This window comes from Acinetobacter sp. SwsAc4, from assembly GCF_013391535.1.
GTDB lineage: Bacteria > Pseudomonadota > Gammaproteobacteria > Pseudomonadales > Moraxellaceae > Acinetobacter.
Map to the genome: position 1 here is coordinate 1 of NZ_JACAXC010000007.1, position 20,848 is coordinate 20,848.

The window sequence follows — 20,848 nt, forward strand, 5'->3', positions numbered from 1 at the left end:
TTCTTGACTCAAGCATTAATGCAGTACGATCTTCAAAGTTAAGATGATGGTATGACAATTTTATATACTCCATAAACCCTTTAAATTAATTAGGTGGTTTATGTCGCACTTCAAGTTTTACTCTGCCATTGTTTTTAGCATATCGTTAAAGAATAAATAAAGTATAATTTTATAAATATCAATAAGCTTTTATCATCCTATGCGAGAATATAACCAAAAATTACGGCAATATCAGAACTACTTAGACCAGTTTATAAATGTATTAGACACATATTCTGATGAAAAAATAGTGGAAGAGTTTATGCAAGAAAATGAAAAGGATAGAGTTTCTGATCCCTTTCATATAGCTAGAATTATGCGAGGTAATGTTTATCAAAGTCGAAATATTGGTAATCGGATTCTTCAGAACATAGGTACTTGGGATAGTGAAAACCAAAAATTCTTTTTGGATTCAATCGCTGCAGAATTAGACAAATTAGAGAGTGTTTTTAGGGGATATTCTATTGTAGTTCACGAAGCAAAATTACCTACTTTCGGTGAGGGTGGTTTTTATTATTTGGTTGAGGGCTGTGAGATATTAATTACTAATTATAAGATTATTCAAGGGTATTTTTTTGCTTCTCAATCTATTTTTAATCACTTAAAAGTAAGCATTGAAAAAGATATTAATCCTATTTTTAATGATAAAAATGATCAAGTAGATCAACTTATATCAGATTTAAACTTATATAAAGGTGAAGCATCCTCGAGAAAAACAAAAGAAATCTATAAAAAGAAATATAAAGATTATAAGCGAACTGTTGAAGTCTATGAACTGTACCTGATGTTACTAGTATGTTTATCTGTGACTTTGGTTATAGGACAGTTATTTGCACACAATTTTTTTGATTCGTTAAATGTTTCTAATGCTCTAATGATTAAATTAACAATTCTGGCTTTAATTGCGACTTTATTTACTTACTGTTTTAAGCAGATTGGCTTCTATCGAAAAATTTCAGAGCAAGCACACCAAACATTCATGGAATTAGAAGCATTACCTGAGTATTTGGCACATTTGCCAGAAGACAAGCAACACGAGATTAGGACTGATTTAGCAAAATGCTATTTTGGTCAAAACCTTTTTGATTCTATTAAAGAGGACTCAGTTTCGATACAGGAACAATCTAAAGCGAATGCTGAGGTTCTAAAGTCGACAGCTGCATTATTGGAAGTAATAAAGAAACAGAGTTCGTCACCAAATTAATTCAGATGTAGGCGATATGGATGTCGCTGTTAGCTTGTGATACATGGACGTATTATCAAGCTAACAAAAGATTTTTGTTACTTTTGATCTTTCAAAAGTAAGGCAATGCCTACGCAATGAAAATTGAGTTTAGATTGTAAAGTGGGGGCAGTGATTTAATAAATCTTCTCCCTAGCCCTCTCTTTTAAAGAAGGAGAGAGAACTAAAAACCAATAAAAAAAGCCCCTACATCGTAGAGGCTTTTTCTCATCTCAGATCTAAATCTTAAGACACTTTATCACCAGCTTTAGCGCCAGATTCAGGTGAAATCACCCAAACACCTTCGCCATTACCCGCTGCAAGTACCATACCGTTAGAAATACCAAAACGCATTTTACGAGGTGCAAGGTTAGCGACCATCACCACTAATTTGCCTTTTAAATCTTCAGGCTGATAAAACTCACGAATACCACTAAACACATTACGTGGTTCAGCTTCACCTACATTTAACGTGAGTTGAAGTAATTTATCAGAACCTTCTACCGTTGCAGCTTCTAAAACTTCAGCTACACGTAGGTCAACTTTCATAAAGTCTTCAATACCAATAATTTCAGCTTCACCCACTTTAGGTTCAGGCTTCTTCTCGGCTTTCTTCTCTTTTTTCTTTTCCACTTTTGGTGCTTCTGCCGCAGCAGCTAAAGAGTCTTTAGATGCATCAACCATTGCAGCAACTGCTTTAGGATCAACACGCTGCATCAGTGGTTGGAATTGTGCAATTTCGTGTGCAACGAGGATTTGCTGACGTGATGCAAAGTCAAAGCTTTCAAGTTGTAAGAAAGACTGAACTTGAGCCGCAAGTGTTGGAAGCACTGGAGCTAAGTAAATCGCAAGCTGACGGAATAAGTTGATACCAACTGAGCAAACATCATGAACTTCTTGTTCTTGACCTTCTTGCTTCGCAAGCGCCCACGGTTTTTTCTCATCAATATATTGATTCGCTTTGTCCGCAAGAGCCATGATTTCACGAATAGCAGCAGAGAATTCACGTGCTTCATAGGCTTGAGCAATTGAATCACCCGCATCAATAAAGCTTTGAATCAGTTCAGGTTCAGCGCATGTGCTTGAAAGCGTATTATTGAAATTGGTGTTAATGAATTTTGCACAACGGCTAGCAATATTCACTACTTTACCGACAAGGTCAGAATTCACTTTTTGTACGAAGTCATCCAAATTCAAATCTGAATCTTCAACTTTGTCAGAAAGCTTAGAAGCAAAGTAATAACGTAAATATTCAGGATTCAAGTGCTGTAAATAAGTTTCAGCTTTAATGAATGTACCGCGAGACTTCGACATCTTCTGACCATTCACTGTCAAGAAACCATTCACGAATAAACCAGATGGGGTACGGTAGTTCGCACCTTCAAGCATTGCAGGCCAGAACAGTGCATGGAAGTAAACAATGTCTTTACCAATGAAGTGATAAACTTCTTTATCGCTGTCTTTTTTCCAGAAGTCATCAAAGCTTAGATCAGGACGTTTAGTTTTGATGTAGTTTTCAAAACTCGACATATAACCAATCGGAGCGTCTACCCAAACATAGAAATATTTGTTTGGAGCATCTGGAATTTCAAAACCGAAATAAGGTGCATCACGTGAAATATCCCAATCCGATAAACCTGCTTCAAACCATTCATCCAGCTTGTTGGCAATCGAAACAGGTAAACGACCTTGATCACGTGTCCATTTCTGTAAGTATTCTGAGAAATTCGGTAGTTTAAAGAAATAGTGATCTGATGATTTCTCAACTGGCGTTGCACCACTCAATGTTGAGCGTGGGTTTAATAACTCGGTCGCGTTATAGGTTGTACCGCAGACTTCACATGAGTCGCCGTATTGATCTTCAGCTTTACATTTCGGGCACGTGCCTTTAATGAAACGATCAGACAAGAACATCCCTTTTTCAGGATCAAACAACTGTGTGACAGGGCGAACAGCGATATTGCCTGCTTCACGGTTTTTAATATAAATCTCAGATGCACGTGCTTTGTTTGCATCGCTATGAGTTGAATCATAATGATCGAAATGCACACCAAAACCATCAAAATCACGAATGTGTTCTTTCTGAACATTGGCAATTTGCGCTTCAGGGCTAATGCCATTCGCTTCAGCACGTAACATGATCGCTGTGCCATGAGCATCATCCGCACATACGTAAGTCACGTCATGACCCATTGCACGCATCGCACGAACCCAAATATCTGCTTGGATATAACCGAGTAAGTGACCCATATGGATAGGACCATTGGCATAAGGAAGGGCATTGGTGACTAAAATTTTACGCACGGATATTGTTCTCTCATTCGTATTTACAAGGCAAATGATTTTACATGACTTAAGAGCGACTTGCACAAGGGAATCGGTGAAATCTTTTTAATCCTATAGGATCACATACTCTGCATTTGTTTAACCGTTACGCTTTGCTTAGAGTTCTTTCTTAAAGAGATGATTTTTCCTTTTGATAAGAAATGAATGTGATAGCTCTTTAAGCGATTGGTTTTTGGATCAACTGTAATTTCAGCAAATAAAGGTGTTTGCCAAAGTTCATCACTTCCTAAAGTACCTAACCAAGCCTGAGCTTTAATTACAGCGGTAAATTCATCTTTAACTTGTAGATCGCTAATACTTAATTCACTGCACCAATGAACGGTCTTTGGAAATTCAACTTTTGAAAATTTCCAACAAATTGAAAGTGCCAAACTTGTTGCGATTCCAGCATAATCGTTGCTTTCATTATGAATGACTTGAAGGAGTTGCTCAGCTAAATCACTTTCAAAAGAATCAATCATGCTTTGGATTCTTCGTTTGCTCGAAAGAATATAATTCAGGCGCTTTTGTTGAGCTTGCAGTTCATGTTGAATTTCTAGAAGTTCATTTTCGTTCATAAGGGGGCTTGATGAGTAAATTGAAGATTTAAATCGCTTGAAAGTATATCCGATCGATTGCCTGATCATTGTTGATACTTGTTTCGTGGTGCTGTGTTGGTTCTAAAAATAAACAAAAGACTCGAAATTTACTTTGACTGCTACTGTATCCCATTTGTTTCAATTTGCAGCAATTCCTCCAAATATCCGCAGAATCTTGTATAACTATAATTGAAAGCAACAGTAATTTATTACGATATAACAAGAGGAACAAGACATGAGTAATGACAAAATTGATCAGTTAAAAGAGTTTGCATCAAAAGACTTGGAGCAAACTAAAACAGATTTACAGCAAGTCAAAGATAAAGTCAGCGAACTTGGAAATGACATCAAGCAGAAAGGTCAGGAAACTGTCGAAGACGTTAAAAACTTTGCAGCTAAAGATCTTGATCAAACGAAAGCTGATCTGCAACAAGCAAAAGATAAAGCGAATGAGTTGAAGCAAAAGGGTGAGCAAACTTTAGATGATTTAAAAACAAATGCAACGGATCAGTATGGTGAGGGTAAAGCTGCTTTATCTGCTAAAGCAGATGAGCTGAAAGAAAAATTGGCAGATACTCAGCATGCAGCCAAAGAGAAATTAGATCATTTAAAACAAGAAGCAAGCCATAAGTTAGAAGATGCCAAAGCAAAAGCTGCTGAACTAAAAGATGAAGCTACTGCTAAGCTTGAAGATCTAAAAGCTCAAGCGAGCCATAAACTGGATGATTTAAAGAAAGCTGCAACAGATACATTAAATAAATTCAAAGGTTAATCTTTTGATGACTATTTAACATCACGCTTATACTCAGAGAAGAAAACACGTTCATAAAAAATGAGCAATTATCTTCTCTGATGTGAGCGTCCAATCTTCAATACTGCTAAACTAGCCAAACTCAGTGATATATTGATCATCTGTTTTTGGAGTAAACAAAATGTCGTGGCTTTCTTCCTTAAAATCTGTTTTTTCACCAGCACAAGAAGTGAAGGAAGATGAAATTCAAACTGTTTTACAAAATTATGTGCTGCCACATTCTGAAAATGCATTAAAAGATCGTATCAGCCAAGTGAATGTACAAGGTCGGATTTTACAACTCACGATTAATACTTTTCCTCAAGAAAAAGATCACTTACAACAGATTCACGACGAACTCGCTGAAGCTCTGGAAAAATGCGGTATCCAAGAGTTAAATTTACATATTATCCAACAAAAACATGCAGCGCATGGTGAAGCAGGTCATAGCTGCTCATCGAAGCCAAAAGCAGAAAATAGCAATTTACCACCTGTAATGGATGCTTCGCCTAAAGCGGAAGTCGATCCCAATAATCCACCGATTCAAAAAGCTGCACCGCAACAACGCGATGTGGCTGCACATCCACGTATTCAAAATGTAATATTGGTATCGTCAGGAAAAGGTGGGGTCGGTAAATCAACCACCACAGTGAATCTGGCGCTTGCATTGCAACAACTCGGTCTAAAAGTCGGTGTTTTGGATGCAGATATCTATGGTCCAAGTATTCCAACCATGTTAGGGAATGCTGGACGTACTCCACAAATTGAAAATGAAAATTTTGTGCCCTTAGATGCGTATGGCATGGCTGTGCTTTCAATCGGACATTTGATTGGTGCACACAATACACCTGTGGCTTGGCGTGGTCCTAAAGCGACTGGTGCATTGATGCAACTTTTTAACCAAACACTTTGGCCAGATTTAGATGTGTTAGTGATTGATATGCCACCTGGTACAGGTGATATCCAACTGACTTTGGCACAACGTATTCCAGTGACAGGTGCTGTGATTGTCACGACGCCGCAAAATGTTGCACTTATGGATGCGGTAAAAGGAATCGAACTCTTTAACAGAGTAAATATTCCTGTACTCGGTGTTATTGAAAATATGTCGACACATATTTGTTCTAACTGTGGGTATGAAGAACAGATCTTTGGGATAGGCGGAGGAGATCAATTGTCTGAGCAATATGATATTCCTTTATTAGGACGTTTACCTTTAGACGCAAAAATTCGTGAACATGCAGATAATGGTCAGCCAAGTGTCCTTGCTCAGGATAGCGCGGCGGAAAGCTATATCAATATCGCACAAGCTGTATTAAAACAAATGGATAAATTGCCAAAACGTCAGCGTGATGAAAATCGTATTTTCTAAATTTGAAAAGCCTCTCATTTAGAGGCTTTTTTTAATGTCATTATTTGATTGCAGTACTTGTTTTCTTTTTTTCCAAGCATTCACTACGCTCCAACGCCAAAGTAAATGTGTAATTAAATAAAAACTAATCGCAAATAAAATTGCTTCAATGACAAGTCCTGATACGAGAATCTTCGCAAGACTGAAATCAATATGACCGTGCCCAAAATTCTTAAGCCAATTGATAATTTGGTGTAAAACCCCTAATAGCATATCGCTATTGATCATGTGCACATGATAAATTTTAGTTCCGAACCAAAAACCTAAATAGAGAATTGGAACGATAGTGAGCGGATTGGTTAGCCATGCCATGCATAGTCCAATCGGTAAATTTACTTCTAACCATAAGATGGTCAAAATAATAAAAAGACTATGAAAAGGAACAGGTAAAATTCCCCAAAATGTTCCAATAAACATCGCCTTGGCAATCGAACGGCGGTTTACATACCAAAGCAGTGGATTTAAGGTACGTTCACCAAAAATTCTCATAAATTTTAGACTAGCAACTTTCTCTGATGAAGGCAGCCACTTATTAAAAAATTTCTTAGGCATAAACGAGGAAGCACATTGAAAGGAAAAAGTGAACGAATGTATATAAAATAACATTATTTACTTATTGAAAACTTAAAATAGCACCAAAGTTTATCTTGTTAAAAAATAAGAATACTTAGAATACGTTATATGTGTTGTATTTTAGCGTATGTTTTTACTCATGTGACTCTTGAGTAGCGTGTACTTGTAATTAATAAAATATAGATAAAACATTTATTTAAATAGGCTCTCGTCATAAGTGCTTACAGTTAAAATTTTGCTATCAACTGGCAACTATATTAATCTAAATTTATCTTTTAGTGAGGTCATTCAATGATTTCATGGTTTTTTATTGGTTTAGTGATAACCATTTTGCTCACTCCTGGCCCAACCAATACTTTACTTGCATCCTCTGGTATTCAGGTAGGATTGCGTAAATCTCTATTGCTGATTCCTGCGGAGGCAATTGGTTATATTATTGCGATCAGTGCATGGGGAATGTTGATTGGTAAAGTCTCAGCGACATTACCTTTATTACCAACATTTTTAAAACTATTAAGTGCAGGGTATATTATTTTCCTTGCGATTAAATTATGGCGTACAGCAAATCAAGAAGTGATTTTAAATCAACCTACAATTCGACCTAGAGAATTGTTATGTGCGACATTATTAAACCCTAAAGCTTTATTATTTGCTTCTGCAATTTTCCCAACAACAGCATGGCAAACGCAAGAAATCTATGTTGCGCATATGAGTAGCTTTGTTGCACTCATTCTTCCAATTGCACTATTTTGGATTTCAGTTGGCGCTGTGTTGGCAACCAATAAAGTAAAATGGTTATCTCAATCTAAGTTACAGCGTACAGCATCAGTTGTACTGATCAGCTTTGCCATTCCTATTAGCTATTCAGCTCTAATTAATCTCTAATTCTAATGTTCTGCTGCCTTGAACCATCTAGGTAGCAGGGTTCTGTTGTTTTCATTAATGTCGTTTTACGTTAAAGTACTCGCCAATCATTAACTTAGATTTTGGATAAAAGTCATGGCAATAAAATCTGATCGTTGGATTCGTGAAATGAGCGAAAAACACGGCATGATTGAACCTTATGCAGAGAATCAAGTTCGTTTCGATGAAAACGGAGAAAAATTGATTTCTTATGGGGTGTCTAGCTATGGCTATGACGTCCGTTGTGCGCGTGAATTTAAAGTTTTTACCAATGTTCACTCTGCAATTGTTGATCCGAAAAATTTTGATGATAGAAGTTTTATCGATATCGAATCAGATGTTTGTATTATTCCACCGAACTCATTTGCTCTCGCACGTACGATTGAATATTTCCGTATTCCACGAAATGTCCTAACGGTATGTTTAGGTAAATCGACTTATGCCCGTTGCGGTATTATCGTGAATGTAACGCCGCTAGAGCCTGAGTGGGAAGGTCATGTTACGCTTGAGTTTTCAAATACAACGAATCTCCCAGCACGTATTTATGCGGGAGAAGGTGTTGCACAAATGTTGTTCTTTGAAAGTGATGAAGTTTGTGAAACATCTTATAAAGACCGTGGTGGTAAATACCAAGGTCAAACAGGTGTAACTTTACCGAAAACATGATTTCTAAATTACATTTTGCAACAATCATAAAGTTTTTTGGTTGTTGCAATACAAATCTTATATTTAAAGAATAAAGATATAATATTCATACATATATTTAAAAGAAATTATTTAAAAACAATAATTCATTCATCGGAAAATAAAACGTTTACCTAATATATTTTGCATTTGTGTAAATTATCGGCATAATGAAGAATGAATATATATGGGTAAAATTTACCTGTGTTTGAGTGATGTTTGGATACAATTTCTCTTTTAGGGAATCACTCGAAAGGAAGTTAGAAAAATAACGATGGTGCGGAGCATCGCGTAATGGGAAGGTCAAGATGACTACACTTCATACGGTATCATTTCAAAAAACTGTTTTGGCGACTTTGATTGGTTTATGTCTAAATCAGTCAGTTTTTGCATTGCAAGAATTATCAGATGATGGTTTAAGTGAAACCACTGGTGAAGGTATCGCAATTTTACCGCAAGATTTCTCATTGCGTTTAAATGGAGCTGATATAGCCAATAGTGGTCAAGGGACTTATGGGGCAGGTTACATCCGCATGCTTCCAGTAGGGCCACTATCTTCTGCTCAAGAAGCTAAGAACTATCAAAAAGCTGATATGTATTTGTACGGGCTTTCGCTTGCTCAATCTAAAAAAGACTATGGTGTTGGACGAACTGCTACAGACTGGGGCGTTCCTTTTGGTGCGATTGCAGCAGGTACTTCGGCGAATGCAACTGATTTTGGCCGAAAAATTACATCATGGGGGACAGCAGATAATCCTTGGGTTATTAAAACCCTTAATGATTTAAGTGTCCCAAATTTTAATGGTGCATTAAATAATGTTACGTACCTAACATTAGAAGCGCCACTTTATAAAACAGGTACAATTGCTGCTACCGATGCTGACTATAATCTCAAACTGGGATTTTGGGCAGATGCATTTATGCGTGATAAAACCTTAGCAGATACTGGTACATATAATACAAACGAGTTGAAAAATCGTCTGCGTTTAGGATTTGTGTGGGATGGTTTTGGTATAAATGGTTCTAATATAAAAGTATTTCAAACTTTAAATGGTGTGTCTAGTACAAATAATAACGTAGGAGGAACCTACACTGCTAATTTAAAAATTAATGGTGTACCTAACCAATCAAGAACATTTAATTATGGAATGAATACGTCATATAATAATACCTTTGGTATAGCAGGTTTAGTTCGTTTAAATAGTGGGGCAACTGATTCAACTCGAGGTGTGATTTCAAATCAGACTGTGACGCGCGAGATTAGAAATCTTGATTGGGTGCCTACATATACTGCTCAAGGAGGAGGAACATTACCAGGAATACGTGGTGGATCCTTTGTACCGGCGGCAACTACAATTGTCTCTAAGTCGGGTTCAATTAGTGCGGGAACAGACACAGCATTGGTATCTGCTACAGATGTAGCAAATGTAAATAATACAACAGGTATACAACTTTCTTATCGTCCGCCAGTTCGATCAACTACATATAAAGATCCGTATGAACCATTTTGGTATCCAAGCAGACCCGATCAACCAGGGAATTTTTTAAATACAGGTGTTTGTGTAACCTCTGAAGATGGAAATGGCCCAACTGGTGGTACAAATGCAGGGCACTGTTTGGTACAGGAGGGTTTTACTACTCGTCGTTTCAGAGCCTATGGGACTAATACTTGGACGCCACCAGCATTCAAAAGTGTACTTCGAATTAGCACACAGCAAATTACGGGAAGTAATGATGGTAATAGCACTCCAGCTTTAGGAGGTGTAGTTCCAAATTTTGGTGTAAGTACTTCTCCTGTGCAAAATGCAGATGGTATATTTTTATATGATCCTAATATTAATTTAGTTCTAGGTAATCTGTATCAACCATTAATGTTTAGTACGGATGGAAATAACTTTTCTATTGAATTAGCTCGTATTCCAAATAAACAAGAGGTTTATCGCCGTATCTATACTCGTTATGAATATATCGATCCAAGTTCTGGAGTTGGAGCGGTTGATAGTGGTGTAAGTTATTTGGGTTCAACTTGTAATATTTATACTTGTGGCACAGAAAGTAATGGTTATCAGGGTTCTACTGCAACACACAGTAGTATTACAATTGGCGCTACAAATAAGACAGATAGCGCAACTATTAATGGAAAAACATATACAGGTTTAAATTGGCTAACAGGTGATACTAGTTCTGGTTCTTATGGTGTATCTATAGGAGAGTTGAAGGCTGGTGATAACATTGCCTATAATGATGAAAAAGTTTACACACAGGTTTGGAATGCCACACGTAGTGAGAGCGGCACTGGTTGGGGAGCGTGGTCAGCATGGGCTGCTGTCGCACCTAAAGCAGCGTTAACAGGACAACAACATTCTTCTCTAAATCGTGCAGATCCATATGAAACGACGTATCGTCAAAATTATAATAATATTATCATGGGTATTCAAACGACAATACCTCAGACGAATCAGGCAATTGCAAATACATTAAATAATATGAAACCTACAGGTGGTACGGTTTCTAATAACTTTGGTTCAGTTGCTATAGATGGTTTATTGATTCAGCATCTTAAATTTTCAACCACAGGGCTATAAAGGACGCATAATATGAAAAATTATAAAAACCTTTTAGGCAAACTGTTTATGGTAATAGGATGTTTGAGTCTATCGCCATTTGCTATCTCTATGGAACGTTTAGATGATGTTGGCTTGCAACAGATCACGGGGCAAGCAGGAGCTGATTTATCTTTAAAAATAAATTTAAATCACACAAGTGCAAGCATACTTGATACAACTGTATGTAGTGATTTGCGTTTTTGTCGTTTAGGCATTTCTTTAAATAACCGTTATCATGATGGGACACAAGATACGATTAATGCAGCAACTGGCGTAATTACTCCATCCCCAACAGGGAAAAAACAGTGGTTGGTTTTTAAAGGCATTCAAGGAACGATTGATATTCCTTATATTGGATTAGATGGTGAGGATATTACATATGCTTCTACACCACATGCCGCTATTAAGTTAAGTTTTGACCCGAATAAACCTATTCAATTCAAAAATGTTGGTTTTGAATCTTTATCAATTGAAACGGATACAGTAGCAGCAGAGGGGACTGGAAATATACCTGGATATTTAACACCCGCGACTTTATATGGTGGTATAGGATTTGATGCTAATAAAGAAATAGGGTTTATAGGCATGAAAATGACAGGTAATTTGTCATTGACGGGAAATATAAAAATATTTTCTTGTGGCGATAGTCACCCTCGTTGTTAAAATAAAAATAAGGAAGTAAATGATGAAAAGGATTCCAATCAATACTCGCTATTTTGTTTTAACAACATTGGCAAGTAGTATTCTGCTTTCACAAAATGTGTATGCTCTACAAGAGTTGGCAGACAATGATTTAAGTTCTGTTAATGCACAAGATGGTTTGTATATTCAAACAGAATATAAGCAAATGGATTTTGACCAATTGTATTGGCAAGATAAAGTAGGCACACCTACAGGCGAGAATATTTTAAATGCAACCGCAAATACAGTGAAAATTCGAAAAAATGACAATTACTTAGGTGGAAGTTATCAATTAGGAACAAATTATAAAATTCAAACAGGGACAACTATCAATGGGGGGAATGCAACTGCAGGATTAGATTTTGAAGTAGAAAGTATGCCCTCTACTATTTCAGTTCAAGGATTTCAAGTTTGTAACCAGACGACGAGTAATTGTGATCCATTAATTGGTAATGTGGCAATTCAAACTGATTCGCCACAATACATCCATTTTCAAACCAAGAATGGTTTATTTGATCCCAATTCACAATCTGATTTACGTTTGAATTTACAAAATATTAATATGTATTTTGGTTTAACGAACAATACACCTAACTATTATAATCAACTTATTTTAAAGAATTTTAATTTTAATTTTTTAGGTAAAGGTGTCATGTATGTTGATCCTACAAAAGGTTTAATGCTCCAGACCAATAAAGTTTCTGCAACCGCGAATGCAACTAAATCAACGGCACCATCTGAAACTTATGGTTATATTGATTTTGCTCGAGCGTCTATACCAAATATGGATGCAACACAAAGTGCGAATGCAACTTATAAGAATAGTAGTGGTATTGCAACTAGTTCGGGTCTAAATATTGAAATGATGACCAAAAAAGATGCTTATGTTGATCCAACAAATCCTGTCTATGCTTTAGCTTCGGGAACAAATGAGACTGATTCTGCTAAAGGGCTCATTCGTGTTGGTGCAAGTGGACGCATGGTGAACAGCTATTTACAAATCCGAGGAATTAACACTAAAAGCCAAGATCAGACTAAAAATATTTTAGGTTATGCAACGAGTGCTGATAATGGTGATCCAACTACTACAACGCGCATAGATGGTAATGATACTGTGTTGGGTTCTACCGGGATAGGTGTGCGTTTACGTGGCGAATTCACCAATGATGGTGATGCGATGTTGGGAGCAAATCTTGGATCAGCAGGTGAAGCGACTACTTTAGAAATTGGTGGTGCTGGTGCAAATACTTTTGGTTTTGAATTCAGTAAACTGAGTCCGCTAATGTCAAACTCGAATGACCGTGCTTATTTTGATAGTGGTAATGTTTACTTGGGTTTAGCAAATACTCGACATTTATTATTACCAAATAATGCTGTATTAAATAGCGCACGTTTAGGCGGAACAGGTGGTACTTTAACAACAGGAAATGATTACAAGCAGCAAATTGCAGACACAAACTCGATAGCTTCAGGGTTGACTCCAAATAGTTTGGTTGTTGGTATCCGTGGTGGTGAATTCCAAGCAGTTTCAAAACGTGGTCGCTTTACTTCAAGTGCTGGGGTTTCAAATGCTAATGCAATCCCTGCTACGGGTGTAGGAAGCGGATTAGATAATAAATGGGGATTAGGTCTACCTTATTACAACTTGAATAGTAATATTGCAGTTTATTCAACTAAATATACTGGTTCAGTCTATAACCTAAATAATTTAACTAATACAGTAACTAAGACAAATGTTACTAATCTTGATCGCTTAGGTTTAGCAATTGGTCTAAGTGTTCAGGGGCGTAATGATGATGGTACAAAGACGACCTCGATTATGGTGGTTGATGCTGATCGAAACTATTATATAGGTTTACGTAATATTGATATGTTATTGCGTGGATATGGTAGCATGGGATTTGAAAATGGTAATGTTAATGTTGATTTAAAAAATTTATTGATGGTAATGGCTGCTGAAATTTCAGCAGGATATTTGCCAAGTTATGTAAATCCTAATTTGACAGAAGCCACTGGCTTAAATGCTGCTAGTAATATTAAAAACTCTCTTAAGAGTAAAGATGATGTTTTATTTGGTTTAAAACTTAAAATGCTAGGTGATATGAACTTTAGTTTGGTCCCTAATAATGAAATTTCGAATGCAAATGGTAATAGACTCTCTATTGTCGGGCGTTATAAGTTAACTGATGGTACGATCCAACTTAGTGATCCAATTGAAGATTCAATTATTGGTTTTGATAGAATATCTGGCTTAATGGCTTTTAATAATGCGATCGTAGTGAATAAAGATAGTGTTGGATTCAACTATTCTTTTGATATCAACCCAGCTTCTGATCAAAGTTCTGCTGAAAGAGAAGTCAATGTCTTGAGGGTTCGCGATATTAACTTTTACCCACCTGTAGACCCACCTGCGGGATGGAATACCTCTACGATGGGTACATATAATAATCGTGCACAGCGTCTTGGTGAGATGGTTATGACTGGTGGTCGCATTAGTTCTGAATTTACACTTAAACCACGAAATTAATAGATAAAGAGGAAAAAGTGATGAAAAAGGGAATGAAAAAAACGCTTTTAGCATCTTGTTTATTATCTATAAATACAGCAGGCGTTTTTGCAAATGGTTTGGTATCCATGAGTGATGATGAGCTTTCTGCTACTCAAGGGCAAGCTTTAATTTCGATGGCGTATACCGCCCCAAAAAATATTGATGGTAGTGCTGGTGATGGAAGTGGTGCTGGTAGTACAAGCAATTATTTGAATTATGGTTACTACAAATTGGGTTTAGAAGCCAAAATGGAACTCAATACCAATATTCGTAGTCTACAATTGGGCTGTGGTGGTATCAATGGGACTGGTCAATGTGATATTGATATTGAAAATTTATCGTTGAGTGGTCCTGCTGATAGCGTAGCTGCAGATGGTACGCCTATCTGGACGAAAGGTAGGGCAAATACGAGTGCATTACTTACAAACCCGTTTATTGAATTCGCAATTAAAAATCCAACGAGTGCTGCACTACGTGAAGTTGCTGGTTTTCGTTTGAGTGCGGAAGATATTTTAGGGCATTTATCTGCAGGAACTTTAAATGATTATAATTCTACCACTCAAAAATCTACGGGTGGCGGTATTAATACATTTAGTGGTTATATACAAGTTGCTCCAACGCCAGTAGATGCAAAAACCAATCCTTCTATTTTTGGTACACGCTATGACGAGCAAATTTTTGCCAATGTGCGTATTAATACTCTTTTGTGGAATAATCGTTCTGTTTTTTCAAGTCCTAGCCAGATGACAGGAGTGGTAAATAATCCGAATAAAGCTAGCTCGAATAACGACCAAAAAATTTATGATAACTTACGTAAAAACTCAAGTAATCAGGGCATCTATGGGATTTTAGTACCACAACAAAATGTAAGTTTTGAGTTTCCACAAACTGCTGTAACAGGTAATCGGATGTCACAGTTGAATCTAGTTGTGAACGATGTACCTATTGATCCAATTGCTATTGGTCGAGACAGTGGTGGTATATTTATGGCACTTGATCAGTCTTTGCTAGGAGTACCTGGTGTTGTATTTTTTATGGGAGCAGATGGAGCAGGGGGAAGTCAGGCTAGCTGTGCCGCGGCAAAAAATACTGCAAATTGTTCATATATTACGAACTTAAAAGTTAACGCGACTGTAAAAGAAAATTTTAACTTAGTACACAATCTTCCAATCAGTAGTGGCGGTTATTTATCACTGCAAAAAGAAGCGTTACGTTGGCCTGGTAGTTCAAGTGCATTTACTTATAATAGAACAACCAAAGCTATTACTAATGTTGCAGATAATTATTCTAATACGGATAGTAATCTTGTATTCAATAAAGGTGATATTGCACAACCAGGTTGGTGGTTATCATTTAAAGATCCACTTGACTTTGGTAAACTTGTTCCGACTAACAATATTCCAATGGATGATGTCTTGCCACAAATTGCAACTTATATCACTAATTATTTATCTGATACACCAAATAATAATATTGATATTAGTTTAGGTACGGCGGTTACGCTTTTATTTGGTGCACCTGTATTTAGAGGTTTAGGAGATATTAAACTTGCAGATAGCTCTCGCGCAGTTATGGTAATGGAGAACTTGCAGTTAAATAATTATCAACAGCCTGTGTCGAACTGTTTTGGAAATTTAAAATTCTGTTAATAGGTTCATAAAATAATAGAAAAAGCGACTAATATAAATAGTCGCTTTTTTATTATAAAAATTAATGTTAAATTAATATGGTATACAGCATTTTTTTATTCTTGGCGGAGAGAAGGTACGATGATTCGCAGTATTATATTGACGTCAGATTTTCAATCACTCTGTTGAAATCATGGTTATTTCGGTATAAAAAATTCCAATTGTGGGAGTGAGTGAGAGGGAAGTTGTTGCTTTAGAAAAACTAAAAATACCACGCCTTGAATTTATTAAAGAGATAGAGGTTGCACATAAACTAGGTTTTTATATAAAGGGTAGAGTCGTAATTTTTATAATTTAAAAGATTATTCTTATCACATTTTTTCAGCAGAAAGTAAAACATATTTTTAGGGATGAAAATATTTATTTCTCTGCATTATCTATACTAGAAAATCGTGATATTCTTATTTCCAATTTTGTTGAATCGATTTAATTGTGCGAAAGAAATATTTCACAGAAAAACTAACAGATATGTTTTGCACAAAAAGAACATAATTTGCATCTTCCTTTTATTTTGATACTTATAAAGAAGGGTGATATTTACGTAAAATTACTTTGGAAAGTGGAGTTATCCATAAAGAAGAGTTTTCAAGGATATATCAAAATTTAGAAAATGGAAATATCTCAACTTTGTATATTGATGAAAAATATATTCTTGTAAATTTTGTGAGAATCCTCAAAACTATAAAATGGGCAATCATTTATAATTTAGTCTTTATCGTTGGTTTTCTATTAGACAAGCTATAGGTGTTATGAAAGCTGATGCACTCGTAGCAGAGTTAGTTGCTTTATCTTCTGATAAAAAAGAGTAAGTTAGCAAATTAGTTATTAGAAATTAGAAGCAAATTAAATTCGTAGAGTTAAGCGTTATTGATAAATATTATTTAACAAATTTAATTAGAAAATTTCTAAAATAAATGATGCATATATTTACAAAAAAAAAAGTCAAATTGAGATAGATTGATTAGAATTGACAAAAATACTGGTGATATAAGGACGTATTTAATGAATGGAAAATCAACACATCAAATTATGATGTTTGCCACTATGTTAGTTTTAGCTGGTTGTGGTGGCGGTGGCTCATCAACGCCTACACCGACTCCAACGCCTACACCGACTCCAACGCCTACACCGACTCCAACGCCTACACCGACTCCAACGCCTACACCGACTCCAACGCCTACACCGACTCCAACGCCTACTCAGAATGCCCCGTGTCAAGTAAGTTACGAGCAATGGAAGCAGCTTCAAATAGATGATAGTCTTGCATTAAGCAACAGTAAGTTAAGTTGTAACAGTTTTCAGTCTACTGTAGTTGAAACGGCTGATAGTAAACAAACTACGCATATTTGGGGAGTGAATCTACTTGAGCCTACTATTGTAGTACAGAACTTAAATGGAAAATTAAAAAATAAAGTTTTTATTCCTACTAAATCAAATGTGACTACGACATGTTTACCTGCCAAAGATGTAATAGATCGTTTGTTTTTAGGGCAAACATTGATTGATGTTTCTAATAAATTAGGCTGTTCAGGTATTTATAACTATAGTGCTAGTAACAGTAATAATCGTATCTCGTCGTATTACACTTGGACTAACACTAACCGCGATACTTTATCAATTGAGTTTGATGCAAATGATAAATTGGTAGAAAAAAATTATGTAAAATCTCCACCAGAAGTTGCAACATGTCAACCTTTTTATGCTCAGTGGGATAAAATTAAAATTAAGGATTCTTACAGTACTATTAAAAATGAAATGGGATGTGAGGGGGTCTTAACACAAAGTATTGATAATAATAATATTCCTGATTATTTCTCGATTAGAGAATGGGCAAGGCAGGATCGTAATAGTGAAGATCGTGCAATATTTTGGCTAGAAAATAATTTGTTAAAGTATAAACAATTTATATTTAAAGATGCTAAAACGACATGTATTCCAGATATACAAAACTGGCAGAAGTTAACCGTAAACATGACCTATGATCAGGTTCGAACAATACTTGAGTGTGGTGATGGTACTTTACAGATGTTATATACTACTTCTGATGATGCTTCAGCTTTACAGTCTGTTTATACATGGAAAAATGTTTTAATGGATGATAATGGTAATTTACCAATCGGTGGAATTTCTTATCAATTTGGTTTTGTTGGGGGCAAATTGCAGGAAAAGGAATATACAAACTCCACACAGCCTTTTTCAACGTGTACTCCAACTGAAATTGGATTGAATAATATTTCAATCGGTAAAAGTTGGACTAGTATAGAAAATCAGCAAGCGATGGGATGTAGTCCTTCATTGAGTTATGCGTTGGTTAATATTAATGGTGGGGCTGTTAAACAGTATTCATGGGGAACTTTAGTTAAAGATGCTGTTACAACTCGCGCGTATGTATCTGTGGATGCTGAAGGTATCGTTAGAGGAAAATACATCAGTCTTACGCCGCCAACTAGTAAGTAGTAAGTAAATAGGAAGCTGATTTTTGTTTGTATTGCGGAAGTCAGCTTTATTTTATCAGCTATCGGTTTTATGTTGTGATTTGTTCAAACTATGTTAATCTAGTGAACATATTTTAAGCATTTGTCTATGGATCAGGGCAATGGGAAAAAACAAAAAATTAGGATGTTTCACATTATTATTGTTATTTACGCCATTTACGATGGCAATGCAGCCGCTTGATGATCAAAGTTTGTCAATTGCAACTGGGCAAGATGGTCTTAATATTGGTGTGCAACTTTCAAAAATAGACTTTAATCAAATAGCTATTATTGATACCGATGGTTTTGCAAAAAAAGGTGAAACCGCGTTAACTCAAGCAGCATTAGTTATGGCAGCAAATCCTAATGCTGTGACTCCTACTCTGGGCGTGGATTTCGTTCAAACATTTAATGCTAATGGTACTATTCAGAATAATACATCACAGTTATTGCAAGCTGTTATTGACACTGACAAAGGTAATAGTGGTGCATTTGCGAATATTGCAATTAAATTTGGTAGTGGTGTCAATGGTATACGTATACGACCATTATCAGTTTATTTAGTACCGCATGATCCTGTAAATATCGATGCTATTTCAACAATGAATGCTTCAAACTATGTAAGAAAGTCTATATTTACAACAGGTACGACTTTAAAGCCGAATATTAAGGAATTATTGCGTACTAGCAATATTGACATTGAGTTCATGCCTAATAATAAGCCAACAATGAATTTTCAATTGGGTAGTGCTCCTCAAAGTCATATGTTGATGTTTGGCGGTGCGATTAAATCAATTTGTGGACCAACTACCTTAAACCCAGATGGTTGTTCAATTAATTTAGTGTCTGGAAATACTGGCGCTAAATTTAATTTACAGTTGACTGCCAATGATACTGACCCAACGGATACAACCGCTGGTTTTTCTTTAAGTGGTTTTTATGCTGGAATTGAAGGGAAAACGGGGACAAATCCAACGGAAACAGGTAGTGTTGTTTTTGGTAATATCGGTAAATCTGAAAAATTTGATGCTTCAATAAATAATCTTTGGCTAGGAGATACGATTCCTACTGGAAGTCTAGATTCTAATACGTTTAATGGCCTACAGAATGGCTCAATGGGGAATTGGGGAATTAAAGGTGCGAATATTACTGATCTAAAAGTGAAAATAAGTGGTTTATAGCTCTTTTAGTTAATATCATTTATGTTTTGTTATTGTTTAATTTATTTTTTATTTAAATAATCAAACAAGGTTAGTAAAGGAGGTTTTCTCTATCTAACCTTTCATAAATGTTGGTATATAATTCAAGATGAAACTAATAATTTTAAATTCAGGTATTTAAATGGCTGATAATTAATTCTAACTGTTTCTCTTTTTTTACTTTAGTCCAAAGCTCTTGAGCTTCAGGATAGGCTTTCGTCATCATACCTAACCATTGCTTATAACGACCGATCATTCCGATTTCAGTTTTGTACTGGCCACTTAAAAAACGTTGCTGGAGTTGCACTAATTCTGACCAAGAAAGGATAGCTTGATCACTATTCTCTCGGATACATAAGGTCAAATCAGGTGTAGTAACAGCCCCGCGACCAATCATAATATCATGGCAATCTGACTGCGCTATACAAGCTTTGGCATGAGTATTATTCCAAATCTCACCATTCGCAATCACATTGATGTCTAAAGCTTCGACGATTGGCTGAATTTTTTCCCAATAGGCAGGTGGGGTATAGCCATCTGCTTTAGTACGCGCATGTACGGTAAGCCAATTTGCGCCAGCATCTTCTATCGCATGTGCATTATCTAAAGTGTGGTTTTCATCTAGATAGCCCAGACGCATTTTAGCTGAAACGGGTATATGTGTAGGTACAGCGTCACGAACAGCTTTAACTAAGAGGTGTACGGTCTCAGGTTCATCCAATAGAACAGAACCGCCACGATGACGATTAACAGTTTTAGCGGGACAACCAAAGTTAAGATCAATTGCTGGAGCACCGAGTTCAACAACTTTCGCTGCGTTTGCTGCTAACATTTCTGGATTATTGCCAAGAAATTGAACATGAACTGGTGTGCCAGCCGCAGTTTTACCTGAGTTTTTGAGTTCAGGACAAAAACTATAATAAATATGATCTGGAAGAATACTATCGGTAATACGAATAAACTCAGTTACGCACCAATCAAAACTGCCAACATGAGTGAGCACATCACGCATGATTGGATCAGTTAGACCTTCCATTGGAGCGAGCACAAGTTTCACGATGATTATTACCTAATTAAAAGAATACAGCGTTATACGCATTTTCAGA

Annotated in this window: 15 protein-coding genes; 11 read left to right on the forward strand and 4 right to left on the reverse strand. The window is 36.2% G+C overall.

The window, feature by feature from the left end; genetic code table 11:
• Nucleotides 1-301 precede the first annotated feature (301 nt).
• Nucleotides 302-1,243 carry a hypothetical protein gene (locus HYG88_RS05395; RefSeq protein ID WP_143225219.1) on the forward strand — a complete coding sequence of 314 codons (942 nt, stop codon included), beginning with the start codon at nucleotides 302-304 and terminating at the stop codon, nucleotides 1,241-1,243.
• Between the two features lie 264 nt (nucleotides 1,244-1,507).
• Here HYG88_RS05395 and metG read toward each other — a convergent pair whose 3' ends face one another.
• Together metG and HYG88_RS05405 are read right to left on the reverse strand one after the other, a co-directional pair.
• On the reverse strand, nucleotides 1,508-3,565 hold the full coding sequence (gene metG, locus HYG88_RS05400; RefSeq protein ID WP_178882713.1) for a methionine--tRNA ligase: 2,058 nt from the start codon (nucleotides 3,563-3,565) through the stop codon (nucleotides 1,508-1,510).
• Nucleotides 3,566-3,666: 101 nt separating this feature from the next.
• The gene (locus HYG88_RS05405; RefSeq protein ID WP_178882714.1) at nucleotides 3,667-4,164 is read right to left on the reverse strand and encodes a hypothetical protein; all 498 of its coding nucleotides are present in this window, start codon (nucleotides 4,162-4,164) and stop codon (nucleotides 3,667-3,669) included.
• A gap of 256 nt (nucleotides 4,165-4,420) precedes the next feature.
• On the opposite strand from HYG88_RS05405, the gene HYG88_RS05410 reads away from it, so the two are divergent.
• Complete coding sequence (locus tag HYG88_RS05410) at nucleotides 4,421-4,957, forward strand: hypothetical protein (RefSeq protein ID WP_178882715.1); 537 nt, start codon at nucleotides 4,421-4,423, stop codon at nucleotides 4,955-4,957.
• Between the two features lie 160 nt (nucleotides 4,958-5,117).
• Nucleotides 5,118-6,347, forward strand: a complete 1,230-nt coding sequence (gene apbC / locus HYG88_RS05415) for an iron-sulfur cluster carrier protein ApbC (protein ID WP_178882716.1) — start codon at nucleotides 5,118-5,120, stop codon at nucleotides 6,345-6,347.
• 18 nt (nucleotides 6,348-6,365) lie between these two features.
• Here apbC and HYG88_RS05420 read toward each other — a convergent pair whose 3' ends face one another.
• Nucleotides 6,366-6,938 (reverse strand): DUF2062 domain-containing protein, encoded by a 573-nt coding sequence (locus HYG88_RS05420; protein ID WP_178882717.1) that lies wholly within the window; start codon nucleotides 6,936-6,938, stop codon nucleotides 6,366-6,368.
• Nucleotides 6,939-7,250: 312 nt separating this feature from the next.
• Between HYG88_RS05420 and HYG88_RS05425 the strand changes: the two genes are divergently transcribed.
• The 8 genes from HYG88_RS05425 (at nucleotide 7,251) to HYG88_RS05465 (ending at nucleotide 19,724) form a co-directional block, all read left to right on the forward strand.
• Nucleotides 7,251-7,844, forward strand: coding sequence for a LysE family translocator (locus HYG88_RS05425; RefSeq protein ID WP_004663686.1), 594 nt, complete (start codon nucleotides 7,251-7,253; stop codon nucleotides 7,842-7,844).
• A gap of 114 nt (nucleotides 7,845-7,958) precedes the next feature.
• The gene (gene dcd / locus HYG88_RS05430; RefSeq protein WP_004663684.1) at nucleotides 7,959-8,528 is read left to right on the forward strand and encodes a dCTP deaminase; all 570 of its coding nucleotides are present in this window, start codon (nucleotides 7,959-7,961) and stop codon (nucleotides 8,526-8,528) included.
• A 326-nt stretch (nucleotides 8,529-8,854) separates the two neighbouring features.
• On the forward strand, nucleotides 8,855-11,131 hold the full coding sequence (locus HYG88_RS05435) for a hypothetical protein (protein ID WP_178882718.1): 2,277 nt from the start codon (nucleotides 8,855-8,857) through the stop codon (nucleotides 11,129-11,131).
• Nucleotides 11,132-11,143: 12 nt separating this feature from the next.
• On the forward strand, nucleotides 11,144-11,815 hold the full coding sequence (locus tag HYG88_RS05440; RefSeq protein WP_178882719.1) for a hypothetical protein: 672 nt from the start codon (nucleotides 11,144-11,146) through the stop codon (nucleotides 11,813-11,815).
• A 22-nt stretch (nucleotides 11,816-11,837) separates the two neighbouring features.
• The gene (locus HYG88_RS05445; RefSeq protein ID WP_178882720.1) at nucleotides 11,838-14,360 is read left to right on the forward strand and encodes a hypothetical protein; all 2,523 of its coding nucleotides are present in this window, start codon (nucleotides 11,838-11,840) and stop codon (nucleotides 14,358-14,360) included.
• Nucleotides 14,361-14,380: 20 nt separating this feature from the next.
• A complete protein-coding gene (locus HYG88_RS05450) occupies nucleotides 14,381-16,030 on the forward strand; it encodes a hypothetical protein (protein ID WP_178882721.1) in 1,650 nt (549 codons plus the stop codon).
• Nucleotides 16,031-17,071: 1,041 nt separating this feature from the next.
• Complete coding sequence (locus HYG88_RS05460) at nucleotides 17,072-18,526, forward strand: hypothetical protein (RefSeq protein ID WP_218647849.1); 1,455 nt, start codon at nucleotides 17,072-17,074, stop codon at nucleotides 18,524-18,526.
• 139 nt (nucleotides 18,527-18,665) lie between these two features.
• Nucleotides 18,666-19,724, forward strand: coding sequence for a DUF6160 family protein (locus HYG88_RS05465; RefSeq protein WP_178882723.1), 1,059 nt, complete (start codon nucleotides 18,666-18,668; stop codon nucleotides 19,722-19,724).
• Nucleotides 19,725-19,872: 148 nt separating this feature from the next.
• Here HYG88_RS05465 and HYG88_RS05470 read toward each other — a convergent pair whose 3' ends face one another.
• A complete protein-coding gene (locus tag HYG88_RS05470; protein WP_178882724.1) occupies nucleotides 19,873-20,799 on the reverse strand; it encodes a tRNA-dihydrouridine synthase in 927 nt (308 codons plus the stop codon).
• Nucleotides 20,800-20,848 lie beyond the last annotated feature (49 nt).